The organism is Psychrobacter sp. ANT_H3 (assembly GCF_027919975.1).
Taxonomy (GTDB): Bacteria; Pseudomonadota; Gammaproteobacteria; order Pseudomonadales; family Moraxellaceae; genus Psychrobacter; species Psychrobacter maritimus.
Genome location: NZ_JAQISM010000025.1, coordinates 106,084 through 124,414, shown reverse-complemented (window position 1 = coordinate 124,414; position 18,331 = coordinate 106,084). Strand labels below are relative to the sequence as shown.

Here is an 18,331-nt window from a genome sequence, read left to right as displayed (position 1 = left end):
CCTGATAGGCTAATTTATATCGCAGTCTATTGTTTAAAACAGTAGGTAAGACCATTATTTATGACCATGCTCATCACTGTAGCCTATCCAGAAGTCTGCATTATCCACGCCCGCCTTTCTAGGATCAAAGATAGGATTAACCCCTAACTTCATCTGCGCATCGTATCTAGGCAAATGTATCAGTAATCAAGTTTAGAGCCATGCTCACTCAAAATGATTTGTTATCTATTGTTAAGTATGGGCTGATGCTATGTATAATGCAGCACTAGCATCGTTTTCACTCATACGTCAATAAGAAGATTTTATTATGTCAAACAAGCGTCCCTTATATATTCCCATTGCCGGACCCGCTCTATTAGAAACCGCTTTACTGAATAAAGGCAGTGCTTTTTCATCAGAAGAACGTGATAGCTTTAATTTAACAGGGTTATTACCTCATAACATTGAGACGATTGAGGAGCAATCTCTGCGGGCTTATCATCAACTGCGCTCCTTTACTAGTGACATGGATAAGCACATTTACTTGCGTAATATACAAGATACCAATGAAACCCTATTTCACCATTTGATTGAGCAGCATATAGAGGAAGTCATGCCGCTCATCTATACCCCAACGGTTGGTCAAGCGTGTGAAAAATTCTCGCAAATTTATCGCCGTAAACGGGGCTTATTTATCTCATATCCTGAGCGCCATAAAATCGATGATATGCTGCAAAATGCCACCAAACAAAATGTCAAAGTGATCGTTGTCACTGACGGCGAACGTATATTGGGTCTAGGAGATCAAGGTATTGGCGGTATGGGCATTCCCATTGGTAAATTGGCTTTGTACACGGCTTGTGGTGGCATCAGCCCCGCTTATTGTCTACCCATTTTGCTAGATGTCGGTACCAATAACCAACAGCTACTTGACGATCCTATGTACATGGGTTGGAGAAATCCACGCATCTCTGGCGATGAATATAATGAATTTGTCGATTTATTTATTCAAGCCGTTAAGCGTCGTTGGCCAGAGGTGTTATTACAATTTGAAGATTTTGCACAGGGAAACGCCACCCCGTTATTAAACAGATATCGTGACCAGTTATGCTGTTTCAATGATGATATTCAAGGGACTGCTGCGGTGTCGGTCGGTGCTTTGATTGCAGCGTGCCTAAACAAGGGTCAGAAGCTAAGCCAGCAAAAAATAGCCTTCTTGGGTGCAGGATCGGCAGGTTGCGGTATTGCTGAGCATATCATTCGCCAAATGCAGCGCGAAGGCTTAACGGAAGAGCAGGCTCGTAGCCAAGTATTTATGGTTGACCGTTATGGCTTGCTCACTGATAGCATGACAGAACTACAAAAATTCCAAGAGCCGCTCGTGCAAAAACAATCGGCTATCGAACATTGGGATAAGAGTCAGAAGCTCGGTTTAGCGCAAGTGGTTAAACAAGCAAAAATAACAGTATTATTTGGTGTCAGTGGACAAAAAGGTCTGTTTACTCAAGAGGTAATCGAATCCTTATGTGCTAATACTGAAAACCCAATTGTACTACCGCTTTCAAACCCGACGTCTCGTGTGGAAGCCACCCCGCAAGAAGTGACGAATTGGAGCCGTGGTCGCGCCATTATCGCAACGGGTAGCCCTTTTGCTAATACCACTTTTAACGGTCAGTCTTTTGAAGTCTCTCAATGTAATAACAGCTATATATTTCCCGGTATAGGTCTCGGTGTTCTAGCAGTGCGAGCGACAGGTATCAGCGATAATATGTTGATGGCAGCAAGCCAAGCGCTTGCAGATATATCAATGGAGTACGAAAAAGCACCCGGTGCCATATTACCGCCTATTAAAGTTATTAAAGAGATCAGTGAAAAAATAGCTTATGAAGTGGCACTGCAGGCGGTTCAAGATAAGCTGGCACTACCTATCACGGCGGAGAACCTACAGCGCCGCTTAAAAGCGAATTTCTGGCTGCCTGAATATCGCAACTATCGTCGTACTTCCTTTTAGTTTTTAGAAAGTCTAGAGCTATAGATAAATGATAGCTGGCTCTAGACTAACCAAGGTAACCTTGGTTGGGCATTAGCCAGAATTTTATAAATACGGTTGACCAGTTGCCGCTGAATTAATTTAACATAAAAAAAGCTGTTAGATCAGCAAGCATAATTGCATTTCTTTATAGTTATTAATTATTCATTCATTAAAATCGTAAAAGCCCTCTTCGCTATTTTATATAACGTAGAGGGCTTTTCGGTTTCTTAGGCAACTTTTTATTTGAACTATGCTGAAAAAACTGTAGAACCAAATTTAGTAAACCAACGACTTAATGAGGAGTTTATCATGACTAAGAAAATCAGAACCTATAGTGCAGCTTTCAAAGCTGCAGCCGTCAAAAAGATAGCAGACAACAACGGCAATGTTTCAGTGACTGCAAAGCAGCTAGGCATAGCCATGCAGAACTTGTCTAACTAGCAAAGCAAAGCTAATGAAGGCAAGCTTATCTGCACTAAGCAGTATGACCCTGAACTCATGGCTATTATAGAAGAGAATAAACGTTTTAAACGTGAGCTCAAAGTTTGACCCCTGCCGTCAAATCCGTACAGTTAGACTTGGTAGATTATTCTCCATACACCCTCGGCGCAGAAACTTAGCCTGTACCAATTTTTCTCGATAGGGTTCAGCTCAGGGCTGTACGGTGGTAACCATAAAATACGATGCCCATGCCTGTTGAGGAGTTTTTGAATACGTTTATTTTTATCAAACCGATTCACTCGAGCAGAGCTCTCATCTTGCGCTCGGGCAAAGCAGTGCTTTGCTTTATCCTCGCTCATATCAATCAAAATCACGCACTTGGTTTTAAGGCTTGGAATTAAAGTGTGTTTGCACCAGTCGTAGAATATGGTGCTGTTGATATTCTGCTCAACGTACTCAAGCGCAAACAGCATTTTCTCATAAAGAACACCAACGACATTCGTACGCTTTTTTGCTTGCCAGTTGTAGCTATCGATACAGGGTATACCTATCGGTGCATAACCATGAGAACGAATGATTTCAGCCTCAAAGCCGCCTTCATCCATATAGATAATGGGTAGCCTTGCTGCGTAAAGCGATCAAGCCTATTCTGGTAAGCCGCTCTTTTTACCGGACACGCTTTTCTTACATTCAATGTAAATTACACCTCATACCATTAATAAGTTGAGTTACCTCTTGTAAGAGATTTTTTCTAAAAATCAATAAAATTAAAGTTATTTCTTAGGCTTAATGATAACATTTGTTTGCTGGATGTTTGTTTTTTGTATATAATGTGCTGATTTTATGACTTACGTAATCTTTAAAGAAGGCGACTTTAATTGCTGATAGAGAGATTATCGAGTAAGCCCTGAATTTAAAACTTAGTAAAGAAATTATAAAAATAGCTAGAAATTCTAATTAAAAGGGTGAGTTATGAAAAAGGCTATATTGACACTTTTGTGTTTGGGGGCTGTTCAAGTTAGTAATGCTGAAATTATCAAAGTGAATGGAGAAGGTGCTACACCTATTATCAAAAAAGATCTGAATGGCACACGTAATCAAGCATACAACAATGCAAAAACTGATGCTGTTATTGCTCTCATTAAGCGTATTAATGGTCCGCAGGCGATGAATGAAGCGAATCAATACTTAAATGACATTGTAAAACAAATTGACAGTAATTACGTGCTAAACCGAGGCAGTAGTACCAACAGCAACAATGAATTAGTCACTCAAGTTAGTCTGGAAATAGATGACCAAGAATTTCGTTCAATTCTTAATGATTTAGGATTGGCAAAGAAAAATAGTCGAACCAGTCCGATTATGATTGTGATGGACGAATACTTCGGCGTACCAAAAGATAACTCTAAGCCAGTTAAAGAATTTACTTCTTATTTTTCAGATCGTAGCTATAGCTATGATGAAGATGCAAGTTACAAAGCTAGTGAAAGTGCTAAAGCCAGTGCGTCAGATTCTTATTCATCAAAAGGACGCTCGGCTGCCGCAGCAGGTTATGCCTATGATAATTATTATGGGGCTGGTGTAGGTGTTGCTGCCCGCTCATCAAGCCATAATAATTCAGGTAAATCAGCATCCTCAAGTAGCTACAATGCCAGTGAGTCGGCAAAATATAGCCAATCTGAAAGTCAGAAGGATATCCAAAGTTTTGTGAAATATGTGGAATATCAAACACCAAGTACTAAAGCTGAGCGTAATAATCAAACATTAAATTCAATTGCAAGTTCTGCATCTCGTTATGATTTGCGGTTACTCGATTCTGACCGTTTCAGAAGTCAGTATTTAAATGGTCGTAGTATGACGATTCAACAACTAATGAGTGATGTAGAGCTTAATAAGCTAGTAATCGCGGCGCGTAAAGAAAAAGCGGACTGGTTTATGGCTGGTAGCTCTTATATTTATGATCGTGGTCGTTCGAGTGCCACGGGTCAATTTGTCTGCGATGGTGCGGTAAGTTTTAAAATTTATTCAGTAGATGATTCGACTTTAATGGGCGGGGAAACTCGTACAGAGTCATCGACAGGTGCGACCACAGATTCATGCCGTACCAATGTCGCAAAGAAACTAGGTGAATTAGCAGTTAGCCAAGTTGGACCACAGATTTTAGGTTATGCAAAAAATCGCTCTATGTACGGTAAAGAAATTACCATTTTTGTGAAAAGTGTTTCAGGTAATGTTTCTTCACGTCTAGGGGATGATTTGTATATTGCCTTAGATGAAATGGATGGCGCAGAAAATATCGATATTCGCACTCAAGACGGCAAATTGGTTGAAATGACCATGACCTATAAGAGTGAAAAACCGATCAGTGCAGAATTGGCTAAAGCGCTACGTAAAGTAAGCCCAACGTTATCAAGTGCCGAGCGATTGCTAGCTGGAAATACGATCACACTCTGCATCGGTGGTACACAGTGCACATAACATTCAAAGTCTTATGTTTGGCTATGCCGATGCTTGTTTCAACATGGGCAAATGCGAATATTCAAATCTACCCATCGAAAGGTATTTTTGGATTGGAGCAAGGTTGTCGTACCGATCCTAGCAAATATGAAGCGAATGGTTCTTCTATTGTGTGTGATTTCAGTCAAGCGATTGACAATGAAGTCATGCGTAAACAAACCGAGCAATTTTTTGTACAAGGTTTAAAACAAAGTTTCGGTGAACAAGTTGTCGATACTATTTCGCAAAAAACTAAAAATCGTACTTATATAGCATCTCTAGAAGTGTTACGCGCGAGTGAATACATTGTAAAGAAGGATTCGACAGCAGAAATTTTTCTGCCAGTCACTTTAAGTTTAAAACTCACTAACGTGTTGTCGGGCGAGGTCATTTATAGTGACAGTGCCACGTTGTCGCAACCGATTCAGGTACTTACTACTGAAATTGATTCCACTACAACAAAAACAGCCATTAAACAGAAATTTCAAAGTACTTTGTTGACATTGACTAAGCAAGTGACTGAAGAATTAAAATCGAAACTTAAAATCTCTGAAACTGAGACCCAAGTGATTGATCGGTGGAAATCTTATTTGGTTCTAGATAAAGGCTTTAAGCAAGGAATCGCTGCACAAGATGAGCTGAGTTCAATAGATGGCGATTTGATTCGTGTGGTACATGCGGACAGTGATTATGCTGTGGCTGTGCCAATATTGATGCAGGGTCGTAGTAAGCGCTTTAGTAAAGTATCAACCAATACACGTCAGGCTATGAATAAGCCTAAAGCATTAGTGGTTGATGTACTGACTTATCAAGGCGAATCAAAAGATTTAATTGAGCAAATCTTTTCAGATGCAGTAGGTGAGCAAGCTTCATTTACTTTGACTCCAGTCAATCGACGTTATAGTGCTATGGCACAAAGTGTTAGTGAACAGACTGCATTAGCGCAAAGTGAAGACATTAACCAACGTGAGTTACCTGAATTTTTTATTCGGATTAATGTCATTCCTGTCATTGCTTATCAACAGCAGATTGGAAAAATAACTCAGCAACAGGTTTTACATAGTGAAGTTTTTGCTGAAATGATTGATCGTTCTGGTCGCGTAATCTACTCAGCACATGCAACAGATGATATTAAAGATGTGATTTCAGAAGGAATGGGGTTTTCTCTAGAGGCACGTAAAGAAGTTGTATTGAAAAACGCACTTTTGAAATTAGGTAAACAATTTCAAAAAGGGATTCAATTTACTCGTTCTGATTTAAAAGTCTCGAGTTCAAGTGGTCATAACATTACCATTGATGATGCGGGGAAACGCTTAAGTACCGGAATGAAAGTCCATGTTTATCATTCAGATAAGGCAGCAGGACGTAATATTCTGATTCCAACATGGGAAGCGACTGTTTTGGAACGTCAAGGTGCGAAAGTTACAGCGCAATTAGATTTCCCTGTCAACAGCAGTGATCGTTTACCCGTGCGTTCTGGAGACAGTATTCTGCTTGATAGTTCTGCTCCAGTGGGTGACTCGAAGCAATCGCGCGTTTTATGTCCAAGCTTACATACCGAGCAAGTTGGTGAAATTCCATTTTATGGTTTTGGTCCTTTGATTTACCACGCTTTTAGCAGTCAGTCGAAACGACCATTTTATGCGACAGGTTCAGGCTTTAAAGGACAGACCCTATTGAAAGATTCAGTCGTTGCTATGACTGAAAATGCTGGGTTTAAAAAAAATATGAAAGTTAACTTTCATATTCCTACAGATGAATGTTTACAGCCAGTACTTAAGATTGAAGTGAAACAAGACAGTATTAAATGTAATGCAGATAAAAGTAATTGTGATGCCACATTGGTTATGGCCAGTGGTGCACGCATATTCAACCAAAAGTCAGAAAAGATAGGGGCTTATGGTTTGCAACAAGAAATCGAATTAAAGGGTATAGATCATCAGCATCGTAATGAGATGTATAACATTCAGATGTTTGAGGCTTTACCTAAAATTTTAAATCAAATCGTGCAAAAAGCCGATTCTTCACAATAGGGATAGCAAGGTATGAAAAAAATTGCAATTGTTTTAGCAATAGCGGCTTCAATGGGAGCATCAAGCGTCTATGCAGGTTTTGGGTCACTGAGTAGTATTGCATCATCATTATCTGAATCTGTTACTGGTGTATCTTCTTCAAATATGGATATCAACGGTTTCTTCACGCAGGCTAAAGCAACCAATGAAATGTTTACTCAGAGTCGTGCTGCTTTAGCTTCATTACTCGCAAGTAAACAAGATTCAGATGAGTTAAAAGCAAAACAGAAAAGTCTGAAAACGACCTCTGATCCGAAAGAACAAGAAGCAATTCAAAAACAAATTGTAGTGTTGTCTAATACTGTTTTAGAAGCCTCTCAAAAAGATGAAGCAGGAACAGTAGCTAAGCTGTCAGCACTGAATGTGGAGCAGAAGCAGCATTTGTTGGACTCCGCAACAAACTTTGTAATCGCAAGTTTAACCGCTCGTGAATTGGCGGTAGGTGCTAAACAAGTAGGTATGAGTTTAATAGCAAATCCAAGAAGTTTGACCAATACAGGAATGTCTTTAGTTGAGGCTAAAGGTATGGTCGGAGATATCACTGGTATTGCTAAAAATTCAACGATGGCTTTGGTGGAATATCCAAAACTATTTAAAAAGGCTGGTATTGAATTCAAAATGCCGACGAGTTCATCAGATAAACCAAAAGTACTGAATGATATTTAAACATATTAATTTAGGTTAAACCTTAAATACAATCAAAATTGCAAATGATGATTAAATCATTTCAAGAAATAAGAGAGCCCTCTAGAGGGCTCTCTTATTTTTTAGTATTTTACGGAATTTAAAGCACTAAAATATGGTCAACCTCTCGGGACTTTCCCTTAAGCTGAGTAATCAAGACATGGAATTATGCCAATACTATTACTGATAAATTTTATGAGAATAATGAAGGCAAAAGAGGTCGCGAGGCTGCTGGTAAAACCGCCGTATTTGGTATTTTAAAACGAAATAGCAAGGTCTATACCATTGTCGTAGCAGACACCAAATACACTGCTCTAATGCCTGTGATTAAGCGTAAAATCAATCACATCAATGGCATTGAGAACTTTTGGAATTAGTCTAAACGAACTCTCAGAAAATATAATGGGATCGATAAGAAGAACTTCCATTTGTTTTTAAAAGAGTGTGAGTTTAGATTCAACTATTGCTCACCGTCTCATCAGCTTAAAACCCTGAGAATATGGTGTGATATTTAATCCTTATCTACTACAGCCACAAATTTAATTACCTCAATGTATTTATATAAAATTTAAGCAATAAAAAACCCTTACAAGTTAATGACTGTAAGGGTTTAAATTTGGTGGGCCCAGTAGGACTTGAACCTACGACCAAAGGATTATGAGTCCTCTGCTCTAACCAACTGAGCTATGGGCCCTAACGTTAGACGCACAATGATACCTGATTTTTCTAGATTTTCAAGTAAAAGATAGGAACTAATACAGATATTTTTAAGGAATGCCATTTTCTATCAAATATGACCACCAGCCAATGTCAGGCTACGACCGCCATCGACGGTAATTATCTCACCAGTGACGTAACTGGCGTGCGCCAGATAAAGCACACTATGCGCAATCTCGTAAGGTCTGCCTATCCGCTGCATGGGTATAGAATCGACGATGCTTTTTTGCTGCTGCTGGTCAAGCGCTTGGTCGCTATCAGCCTCAGGTAAGATGTTCACACCAGGAGCGACGCCATTGACGCGTACATCAGGTGCCATATCAAGCGCTAGAGACTGTACCATCATGCGATGCGCCGCCTTTGCCATATTGTAGACGGCATAATTTTTAAAAGGTCTGTTATGCGCATGGATATCAAGCAGGCTGATAATACAGCCCTGCTGTGTCCGTAGATAAGGATATAACGCTTGGCTTAATAATAAAGGCGCTTTGGCGTTGGTTAAAAACAACTCATCCCATTGCTCAAGATTGATATGACCAAGCGAACTTGGATAAAAGCGTGAGGCGTTGTGCACTAGGACATTAAGTTGCCCAAATGCTTGCATGATATTTTGAGTAAATTGCTGTAGCGTCTCGCTATTATTAACAACCGCCAAATCTGCAAGGACGACGACCGCGCTATCAGGACGACTGTGATTCAGCGCATCGGCTAGGGCATTGGCTTCTTGCTCACTATGATGACAATGGATAATGACACGGTAGCCTTGCTCATGGGCGGCACGAACAATAGCCGCACCAATACGCTTAGCGCCACCAGTTACTAGCATTACTGGCGCTGAGGTATTAGAATTTTTTGGTCGGCTTAAGCTAAATTCTTGGTTCATATTAAAGGTATTTTTATTATCTAAATTGCTGGTTGAAAGAACTTGTTTATAAGACAGGTTGTGCTTGTAAATGCTCAATTCTACGTTGTCGTAATGCTTCGCCAATCGCTGGACCTTTGAGGCTTTGGTCGATGTCGTCCATGCTAATGGCATGAAAGCTGCCCAATGCCAGCATCATTTGGCGGTGCTGTATGGCCAGTTTTAAAACATGGCTTGTGACCAAGAGCTGCGAGAGTTTGTCCGGCGCTTTATGAGCGCTACAAGCTTGAATAAGATCGATTTTCTCAGCGGCGCTCAGTTGGTCTATAATGCTAAGCTTTTGTGTTTGCTGCAAAAATAAGGTGGCAAATTGGGTTTGCGCTTTTGGCACTTTTGCGCTGTTTCCAATCTCATTAATGCCTTTAACCGCAGTTGCTATGTTATTTGATGCTATGTCATTTGATGCTATGTCATTTGATGCTATGTCATTTGATGCTATGTCATTTGATGCTATGTCATTTGATGCTATGTCATTTGATGCTATGTTATCTGAATTCGAGTCTGTAGGTTTCAGAGCAAATGAATCTGTGTTGAGACTGGCCATTAATAACGCCCAGCGCTGCGATAAGTTTAATTGCATTTGACCGGCGAAATACAATGCAGTTTGTACAATCTCTCGTATTTGACCGTATTGAGCATGGCTCCAAACTTGATGTAGCGGGGCAAAATACTCTGTTAGCGCCCCAATCTCAAACAGCTGCTGCCAATATACTTGCGGCGACACTTGCATCATGGCACGGCTCGATTCTTGCCAAATGCGTTCACTACTTAAATGCGCAAGCTCGCCTGAGCTTACCAATTGACGCATCAATAGCAAGGTTTCATCGGCGATACTAAAGCCCAAATCATAGTAGCGTCCATAAAAGCGCGCGGTTCGCAGTACTCGTAATGGGTCTTCGCTAAAAGCGCTTGAGACATGGCGTAGGGTTTTATTCTCAATGTCATCCAATCCACCGTAGTAATCAACGACTTTACCAGTGATGGGCGTGTCATCGGTAAGACTCTTGACTTCGATTGCCATGGCATTGACAGTCAAATCACGACGTTGCAAGTCTTCACGCAAGGTGACATCAGGGCTGGCATGCACACTAAAGCCTTGATAGCCCAGACCTTGTTTGCGCTCCGTACGTGCTAGGGCATATTCTTCACGGCTAACAGGGTGCAAAAATACTGGAAAGTCTGCGCCCACTTGTTGGAAACCTGCCGCCAGCATATCTGCGACAGTCGCGCCGACGACGACAAAATCTTTGTCTTTGATAGGACGACCTAACAATTGGTCACGGACAGCGCCGCCGACGAGATACACTTGCATAATAGTCTCTTTTTTTATCCAGTATTTACTAAGTCATTTTGCCAAAAAAAACCAGTCAACACTCGCTTAGGAGTATTGACTGGTTTTAGTATAGCAGACGGTTTCTATAAATAACTAACAGAAGACCGTCTTAGCTATGTGTTTATACGCTATATAAACAACTACTTCTGCTCATTGATTAAATCTTGAGCTTCAGTGACCGCAAGCGCTGTCATATTCACCACACGGCGTGCCGTTGCTGATGGGGTTAGGATATGTACAGGCTTGTTAGCGCCTAGCAAGATAGGACCGATAGAGGCACTGCTGGTCGCTGTTTTTAGTAGGTTGAAAGCAATGTTTGCTGCATCAAGCGTTGGTAAGATAAGCAAGTTTGCTGAGCCTTTTAGATTGCTTGATGGCAAGTCATTGGCACGGATATGTTCATCAAGTGCCGCATCACCTTGCATTTCACCATCGAAGTCAAAGTCGACATTCATTTCTGTCAGCAGCTGATGTACTTTGCGCATTTTTACCGCGCTGGCACGGTCTGATGTACCGAAGTTTGAATGCGAAACCAACGCCACACGTGGCGTGATGCTAAAGCGACGTAACTGATCAGCTGCTAGTACCGTCATTTCAGCCAATTGCTCAGCCGTTGGGTCTTCATGGATATAAGTGTCGGCGATAAAGATGTTGCGATCTTGCATCAAGACAGCATTCATCGCATAAAAATCACTGACGCCTTCTTTTTTACCGATGACTCTGCTGACGTATTTTAGATGGAGCTGATAGTAGCTGAATGTGCCACAAATCATACCATCGGCATCGCCATTTTCAACCAGTAACGCACCGATTAAAGAGGTCTTACGACGAACATCACGGCGAGCAAGTTCAATGCTGACGCCATTACGTTTGTTTTTCTCGTAGTAGCCCTGCCAGTAGTCTTTATAGCGTGGATCATCATCTTGATTGATAATCGTGATGTTTTCACCATCTTTTAGGCGTAGTGCAAGTTTCTCGATGTTCTTTTCGATGACGGCAGGACGACCAACCAAGATTGGATATGCCAACTGCTCATCGACCACCACTTGTACCGCGAGCAAGACGTTGCTGTCTTCGCCTTCACAGTAAACAATACGTTTAGGGTCAGCTTTCGCGCGGGCAAAGATAGGCTTCATGACAAACGCTGAGTTATAAACAAACTCAGACAAGCGTTGACGGTAGGCTTTCATATCCGTGATAGGTAGCGTCGCAACCCCAGAATCCATCGCCGCTTTAGCAACAGCAGAAGCAATTTCGATGATTAAGTTCGGCTCCAAAGGTCCTGGAATCAAATATTCGCGTCCAAAGCTTGGCGTGCTCTCAACGTTTTTCACGTTGCTCATTGGCGTGGCTTCAACATGCGCCATGGCGGCGATTGCTTTTACGCAAGCAATTTTCATCTCTTCATTAACGGTCGTTGCGCCAACGTCTAACGCACCGCGGAAGATATAAGGGAAGCATAACGCGTTGTTTACTTGGTTGGGATAATCTGAGCGACCTGTTGCCATGATGACGTCTGGACGTACCGCATGGGCCAATTCTGGCATAATCTCAGGCGTTGGATTGGCAAGGGCAAAGACGATAGGGTCTTTTGCCATACGGCGAACCATGTCTTCGGTCAATGTACCAGGCATAGACAAGCCTAAGAACATATCGACATCATCCATCACTTCTTCGATGGTAGAGGCGGTGGTATCACGGGCATAACGCTGCTTAGTCTCATCAAGGTTTTCACGGCTCGTGGTGATGATACCGCGTGAGTCTGATACCAAGATGTTGTTTTTATCAACACCAAGCGCACAAATGATATCTAAACAAGAGATAGCGGCTGCACCAGCGCCTGAACAAACGACTTTAATTTCTTCAATTTTTTTGCCAGTGATGAGCAAAGCGTTTAGCATCGCTGCGGCAACAATGATTGACGTACCATGTTGGTCATCGTGGAATACTGGAATGTTCATACGTTTACGTAATTCGCGCTCGATTTTGAAACATTCTGGTGCTTTGATGTCTTCTAAGTTAATACCACCAAAAGTAGGCTCTAAAGAGGCAACCGCTTCGATGAACTTGTCTGGATCGTTTTGAGCAATTTCAATATCAAAAACGTCAATACCAGCGAATTTTTTGAATAGAACCCCTTTACCTTCCATCACAGGCTTTGATGCCAATGGACCAATATTCCCTAAACCAAGTACCGCAGTACCGTTGGTAATCACACCGACCAAGTTGCTACGAGCAGTATATTTAGCTGCTAAAGCTGGATCTCTTTGAATCTCAAGACAAGGTATCGCAACCCCTGGTGAATAGGCGAGCGCCAGATCACGTTGGTTGGCCAGTTGCTTGATAGGTGTTACTGAGATTTTACCCGGGCGTGGGAACTCATGGTAATGTAGGGCAGCTTGTTCAAACTGCTCTTTTTCCGTGGTAGGAGCATCCGTATTCAAAGTGATATCGTCATTCATAATAATTGCCATGGTTGGGATAATTGGAATAAAGTAAATGGGATAAAAAACTAACGTCTAAACCTCAAAACCATGAAAGATCACAATGAGGGTGCTTTTATACTAAAAAGGTCATGATTGGCGACTAGACATCAGGGTAAAAACAACAATCGTACAAAAACAGCTATTCTAGCATTATTGGCATTTAACTGCCTAGTCAGCTCGACTGAATAGTGCGAGCAATATAATAAAATGATATTCATTATTTCGCTGGTTGATGATGACAAATAATAGGGCGAAATATCAACCCTAATTGCATCATGTTTCAAAATATTACAGAATAGCCGCTTACTCATATTTTATTAAGAAGAGCAACTAATCGGCATCTGCGGCGCATGCGGAGCAGGTGGTAAGGTATCAAGTTCGGTGGCGATGTCTTGTACGCTATAAGGGGTAGCAAGCAATTCAAAGACTCGATTTAACTCATCAAACTGTCCCTGTTCCGCCGCCGTGATAACGCGCTGCGCCATACTATTACGTAACACATAAACCGGATTATTGCGGCGCATCTCCTCAATAGATGCCTCGCTAGATAACGGCTGTAGCGCTGCCAAATACCGTGTTGACCAATCTTGCCAGACTTGCTGCGCCTCATTATTAAACTCAGCAGTCATTATTGTGAGCAGCTGCTGTTCATGAGGATGCTCGTTTGGTGCGACCAAACCCAATAGCGCGCGGAAACTATTGCTATAGTCGAGTAAGTTATCTTCTAGCAATGTCAGCCATTCAAAGGCAAGGGTCAAGCTGTCTTTGGCGTGTGGCAATCCCAGCTTACGGCACAGCCCTTGTTGATAATGCTGCATAAAAGTCGCTTCATACGGCGCTAGGCAATCAGCCAAGGTATCGCGTTTGACACCCTCTAGACGCATAAAGTGCGGTAGCCAAGTATTTAAGTTCCAATGCCCAATGGCAGGCTGATTTTGATAAGCATAGCGTCCGGTATGGTCGGAGTGATTGTTAATCCAAGCAGGATTAAAACGCTCCATATAACCAAACGGACCAAAGTCTAAGGTGCTGCCAGTAATCGATAAGTTATCGGTATTCATCACCCCATGTGCAAAGCCAATCAGCTGCCAGTCCGCAATCATACGTGCGGTACGCTCAACTACGGCTTGTAAAAATGCCAAGACTGGCGTCTCGCTATCACGGCATTCTGGATAGTAAGTATCAATCATATAGTCGGTAAACTCGCCGAGCAGGTCAGGGGCAAAGCTGGCAATCCACTCAACATGACCGAAGCGAATGTGACTGTCAGCAACGCGCATCAAGGCTGCTCCAGCTTCCATACGCTCGCGGCGCACTTTGGTATCTGATACCACAAAGCCCAAGGCATTAGACGAGGGGATGCCAAGTTGGGTCAGCGCATGACCGCATAAATATTCGCGGATGGTACTACGCAGTACCGCGCGCCCATCGCCCATCCGTGAGTAAGGGGTTAGACCAGCGCCCTTTAGATGTAAGTCCTGCAATTGGCCGTTATCATCGAGTACTTGCGCCATCAGTAAACCACGGCCATCGCCCAATTGTCCCGCCCATTGTCCGAACTGATGACCAGCATAAGCCATCGATAGCGGCTGAAACTCGGCTGGCACGTATTGACCACCCAATATCTCAACCCAACGCGCCATTAAATCTTCATCATCAAGCCAGCCCAATTGCTCGGCAACTTGGGTATTAAAATGACCGGCGCGCGGATTGTCGAGCGGTGTCGGCGGCTGCTCATGATAAAGGCGAGTGTCTAATTTGACGTAAGTATTTTGATAACGCATAGGTGCCGTTCCGATTTAAGGGTGAAGTAGTTGTAGAAGGAAAGTTCAAAAATAAAGATATAAAATCAAATGCTAAATACAATAACTCACTATCAAAACCGCGAAAGAGGACTCCACCCGACATTAGGGTAGAGGTGAATTTCGCCTAGTATTTATTATATTTTTATACAAACTATCCGTTGAAGTAAATTATTATAAACTTTAGAGTTGATATTATATCAAGAAAAACATAAAGCAAAATGAATGGGTGTTATGAAAATCAACAAAGCGTATCAATTTAGGCTTGAGCCTACTGTAGAGCAAGCCGTTGTTTTGAACAATCTTGTCGGCTCTGCACGCTTTGTTTGGAATCAAATTTTGGCCGCCTCGTTTGAGATGTTTGCTAAAAATGAGTATATTAATGCCACCAGTTTGGTCAATAAAATCATGGATCTAAAGAACAATTCTGATTTTTCTTTTTTGAAATCTCAATCAAATGCGGTGTCCTTGCAGCAAAAGATTCGTGACTTGGCATCGGCTTGGACAAGATTTTTCGACCCTAAAGTCCATGCCCGATATAAAGAAAATAAGAAGAAACCTAAAAAGTCCAAATCCTTTAAGTTGCTTGATGGCACTGAGCTTCAATTACGACCCCTGATGCCGCAGTGGAAACGTAAAATTGACCGCCGCGACTCCATGCGCTTGGTTCAGTTTGATAAATATTGCCGTGTTGAGGGTAATCGCGTCAAACTACCTAATGGCGTGGGATTTGTGAAATTTAGAAAATCGCAAGACATCATCGGCACCATCAAAAACGTCACCATTAGCAAGAAATTAGGGCACTGGTACGTGTCTTTTGGGTGTGAGCGACAACTGGATCAAAACCCAATTCACCCCTCTACAAGCGCCATAGGTATTGATTTAGGTGTCACTAAACTCATTACCACCTCAGACGGTCAATACATCAAACCCAAAAACAGCTTTAAAGCCAATCAAATTAAACTGGCCGCATTACAGCGCCAATTAAGTAGAAAGGTCTTATTCAGTCAAAACTGGAAAAAGCAGAACCGTAAGATTCAAAAATTACACCATCACATCGCCAATATTCGCCATGATTACTTGCATAAAATCACCACCACAATCAGCAAAAACCACGCCATGATTGCTTGTGAGGACTTAAAAGTAGCCAATATGTCGAAATCTGCAAGCGGTACGTTAGAAAACAAAGGGCGTAACGTCAAAGCCAAGTCAGGATTGAATAAATCCATTTTGGATCAAGGCTGGGGCATGATGATTGATATGCTTGAGTACAAGCAGCACTGGACAGGCGGATTACTTGTCAAAGTCAATCCGCAATACACCAGTCAGACCTGCTCCCAATGTCAGCATATTACCAAAGAGAATAGACAAACTCAGGCTAAATTTGAGTGCGTCAAATGCGGGCCTACAGCAAATGCTGATGTGAATGCAGCTAAAAATATTCTTGCGGCAGGACATGCCGTGTTGTCTGTGGAGGGAGCACGCAGTAAAGGTCGCCCGATGAAGCAGAAAACTTGTGATACTCGTGAGAATGTCGCCTAAGAGCGTTTGCTTCTAGAATCCCCCGCTTGGGCTTGGCGAAAGTGGTGGGAGTATGTCAAAACATAGCCTTAATAATGCCGCGTTTCACTCTGTCCATCTCTTGTAATTAGTCCATAAGTAATTAGCACGCAAATCATTACCATAAAAAAACCCCCTATCTTTACAGATAGAGGGCAGGAGAGACTGACAATAAAGGCTGATAATAAAGGAGTTAAATCAGTAATCTTTATAAATACTTAAGCGGCTTTTGGGCTTTGACCGATAGAGCGAAACGCATTTTTTAGATTGCTGTTATGCGCCAGTATTTTTTGTTCAACCTTGGCATAATCCTGTTTTAGCGTTTCTTCAACTTCATGCAAGCGATCAGCAAATTCAGTTTTTTTCAGCTCAATGGTCTTAGCTTTTAGCGCTTGCCATTCTTCGACCGTCTGCGTAAAGGCATCGTATTCAAACTTAATACGATCTTGGAAACTCTTCATCGCATGAGGAATATCAAGTCCGTTTGCGGTGGCATTATCAATCTGCTGTTGGGCTTTTTTGAACTGCATTTGCACTTCAGCATGCTTGATGGTGGTGTCGTCAACCGTACGCAATTCACTCGTTAAACCAAGTTTAGATAGGCCAACAATCAACCATTTAGTTGGGTCATATTGCCACCATTTCACACCATTACGATAGTCGTATTGGAAGAAGTGATGATAGTTATGATAACCCTCACCCCAAGTAAAGATAGCAAGGAAGAAGTTATCACGCGCGCTATTGGTGTCGGTATAAGGACGCGTACCAAACATATGGCATAGCGAGTTAATAAAGAAGGTAAAGTGATGGGTCAATACCAAGCGCAGTAAACCTGCCAAGATTAACGTACCCCAAACATCACCGATTAACCAACCAACCGCAGCGACCATCGCAACGTTGGTTGCTAATACCCATAGACCATAGTATTTGTGCTGAATCTGTAGCACTTTATCTTTGGTTAAGTCAGGAATGTTTTTATAGTCAAAGCGCCCGCTAGGGTAATTACGTAGCATCCAGCCAATGTGGCTAAAGAAAAACCCACGCTGTGCTGAATAAGGATCATCCATGCGATCATCAACATGACGGTGATGGGTACGGTGACCTGACACCCAGTCAAAGGCTGAGCCTTGAACCGCAAGGGTTGAGCCTAGCAATAGGAAGTTTTTTACCAAAGGATGGGCTTTATACGCACGGTGCGACAGTAGGCGGTGATAGCCTGCGGTAATACTAATACCTGTCCAGACCATAAAGGCACCAAACACCCCCCAAACAGGCGCACTAACCTGATGGGTCAGTAAGTACCATGGCGTAATGACGGCAGCAGCAATAGGCGTTGTAATAAGGAAAATCGCTGGTACCAAGTTAATCGGCGATTTTTGGAATTCAAGCTCCAGAGGATCGATGCCTTCATCGTTGCTCGCTGCATTGGCATTTTTATAGCCGCTGGTGGTCGCAAACTGCGTATCGGCAGCGTCGTCAGTTTTGCTTTTGCTAGTATCAAGCCACGTCTTTACGCGTAGTGCTTGAGTGCCAGCGTGCTGTATAAGCGTATCACCCGACTTCATGGCCAAACGTAAGCCCTTAAGTGGTAAGCCTATTACTTTTTTAGCAATCATGTAATATTCCTAACGGTATTAATTTTAGACCCCATATTACCTGAAAAGAAAGACAAAGTGAACAGTTATACACTAGAAAAATATTGCTAAATAACAATAACTTGTATGAGTTATGGAATGTATTATCGTAAATAACCCAAGACTTATCAGCAATTTAGTGAAAGTGTAAGTACGATGGTAGATATGTAGGG

At 42.1% G+C, this 18,331-nt stretch carries 11 protein-coding genes, 1 tRNA gene and 2 pseudogenes; 7 read left to right on the top strand and 7 right to left on the bottom strand.

From position 1 onward, the window contains the following. The first annotated feature begins 307 nt into the window (after nucleotides 1–307). Nucleotides 308–1,990 carry an NAD-dependent malic enzyme gene (locus PG901_RS11975; RefSeq protein WP_442966908.1) on the top strand — a complete coding sequence of 561 codons (1,683 nt, stop codon included), beginning with the start codon at nucleotides 308–310 and terminating at the stop codon, nucleotides 1,988–1,990. Nucleotides 1,991–2,320: 330 nt separating this feature from the next. Beyond that, nucleotides 2,321–2,557 (top strand): annotated as a pseudogene (locus PG901_RS11970) (transposase); the annotation flags it as partial. Between the two features lie 26 nt (nucleotides 2,558–2,583). Here the strand turns inward: PG901_RS11970 and PG901_RS11965 are convergent. Continuing rightward, nucleotides 2,584–3,057: a transposase gene (locus PG901_RS11965; RefSeq protein WP_271134541.1), complete on the bottom strand. Its 474-nt coding sequence runs from the start codon at nucleotides 3,055–3,057 to the stop codon at nucleotides 2,584–2,586. A gap of 367 nt (nucleotides 3,058–3,424) precedes the next feature. On the opposite strand from PG901_RS11965, the gene PG901_RS11960 reads away from it, so the two are divergent. From PG901_RS11960 to PG901_RS11945, 4 genes and pseudogenes are all read left to right on the top strand, one after another. Continuing rightward, a complete protein-coding gene (locus tag PG901_RS11960; protein WP_271134540.1) occupies nucleotides 3,425–4,930 on the top strand; it encodes a hypothetical protein in 1,506 nt (501 codons plus the stop codon). A 23-nt stretch (nucleotides 4,931–4,953) separates the two neighbouring features. Beyond that, on the top strand, nucleotides 4,954–6,981 hold the full coding sequence (locus PG901_RS11955) for a hypothetical protein (protein ID WP_271134539.1): 2,028 nt from the start codon (nucleotides 4,954–4,956) through the stop codon (nucleotides 6,979–6,981). A gap of 12 nt (nucleotides 6,982–6,993) precedes the next feature. Further along, nucleotides 6,994–7,686, top strand: a complete 693-nt coding sequence (locus tag PG901_RS11950; RefSeq protein ID WP_271134538.1) for a hypothetical protein — start codon at nucleotides 6,994–6,996, stop codon at nucleotides 7,684–7,686. A gap of 209 nt (nucleotides 7,687–7,895) precedes the next feature. After that, a pseudogene (locus PG901_RS11945) lies at nucleotides 7,896–8,219 on the top strand (IS1595 family transposase); the annotation flags it as partial. A 102-nt stretch (nucleotides 8,220–8,321) separates the two neighbouring features. Here the strand turns inward: PG901_RS11945 and PG901_RS11940 are convergent. The 5 genes from PG901_RS11940 to PG901_RS11920 form a co-directional block, all read right to left on the bottom strand. Then, nucleotides 8,322–8,398, bottom strand: a tRNA-Ile gene (locus tag PG901_RS11940). Between the two features lie 93 nt (nucleotides 8,399–8,491). Beyond that, nucleotides 8,492–9,304 carry a pteridine reductase gene (locus PG901_RS11935; protein WP_271134537.1) on the bottom strand — a complete coding sequence of 271 codons (813 nt, stop codon included), beginning with the start codon at nucleotides 9,302–9,304 and terminating at the stop codon, nucleotides 8,492–8,494. A gap of 46 nt (nucleotides 9,305–9,350) precedes the next feature. Beyond that, nucleotides 9,351–10,655, bottom strand: a complete 1,305-nt coding sequence (locus tag PG901_RS11930; protein WP_271134536.1) for a tRNA nucleotidyltransferase — start codon at nucleotides 10,653–10,655, stop codon at nucleotides 9,351–9,353. Nucleotides 10,656–10,816: 161 nt separating this feature from the next. Continuing rightward, nucleotides 10,817–13,138: an NADP-dependent malic enzyme gene (locus PG901_RS11925; RefSeq protein WP_201619384.1), complete on the bottom strand. Its 2,322-nt coding sequence runs from the start codon at nucleotides 13,136–13,138 to the stop codon at nucleotides 10,817–10,819. 341 nt (nucleotides 13,139–13,479) lie between these two features. Beyond that, a complete protein-coding gene (locus tag PG901_RS11920) occupies nucleotides 13,480–14,946 on the bottom strand; it encodes a protein adenylyltransferase SelO (protein ID WP_271134535.1) in 1,467 nt (488 codons plus the stop codon). Between the two features lie 252 nt (nucleotides 14,947–15,198). Here PG901_RS11920 and PG901_RS11915 point away from each other — a divergent pair, with 252 nt between their 5' ends. Then, nucleotides 15,199–16,506 (top strand): RNA-guided endonuclease InsQ/TnpB family protein, encoded by a 1,308-nt coding sequence (locus tag PG901_RS11915; protein WP_271134534.1) that lies wholly within the window; start codon nucleotides 15,199–15,201, stop codon nucleotides 16,504–16,506. A gap of 236 nt (nucleotides 16,507–16,742) precedes the next feature. On the opposite strand, the gene PG901_RS11910 is transcribed toward PG901_RS11915, so the two are convergent. Beyond that, entirely contained in the window at nucleotides 16,743–17,918 is a 1,176-nt protein-coding gene (locus tag PG901_RS11910) for an acyl-CoA desaturase (protein ID WP_406947528.1), read from the bottom strand. Nucleotides 17,919–18,331: the final 413 nt, after the last annotated feature.

Coding starts and splice junctions, on each gene's coding strand:
- PG901_RS11975 (WP_442966908.1), top strand. CDS start 308: ATGTCAAACAAGCGTCCCTTATATATTCCCATTGCCGGACCCGCTCTA.
- PG901_RS11965 (WP_271134541.1), bottom strand. CDS start 3,057: ATGGATGAAGGCGGCTTTGAGGCTGAAATCATTCGTTCTCATGGTTAT.
- PG901_RS11960 (WP_271134540.1), top strand. CDS start 3,425: ATGAAAAAGGCTATATTGACACTTTTGTGTTTGGGGGCTGTTCAAGTT.
- PG901_RS11955 (WP_271134539.1), top strand. CDS start 4,954: ATGCCGATGCTTGTTTCAACATGGGCAAATGCGAATATTCAAATCTAC.
- PG901_RS11950 (WP_271134538.1), top strand. CDS start 6,994: ATGAAAAAAATTGCAATTGTTTTAGCAATAGCGGCTTCAATGGGAGCA.
- PG901_RS11935 (WP_271134537.1), bottom strand. CDS start 9,304: ATGAACCAAGAATTTAGCTTAAGCCGACCAAAAAATTCTAATACCTCA.
- PG901_RS11930 (WP_271134536.1), bottom strand. CDS start 10,655: ATGCAAGTGTATCTCGTCGGCGGCGCTGTCCGTGACCAATTGTTAGGT.
- PG901_RS11925 (WP_201619384.1), bottom strand. CDS start 13,138: ATGAATGACGATATCACTTTGAATACGGATGCTCCTACCACGGAAAAA.
- PG901_RS11920 (WP_271134535.1), bottom strand. CDS start 14,946: ATGCGTTATCAAAATACTTACGTCAAATTAGACACTCGCCTTTATCAT.
- PG901_RS11915 (WP_271134534.1), top strand. CDS start 15,199: ATGAAAATCAACAAAGCGTATCAATTTAGGCTTGAGCCTACTGTAGAG.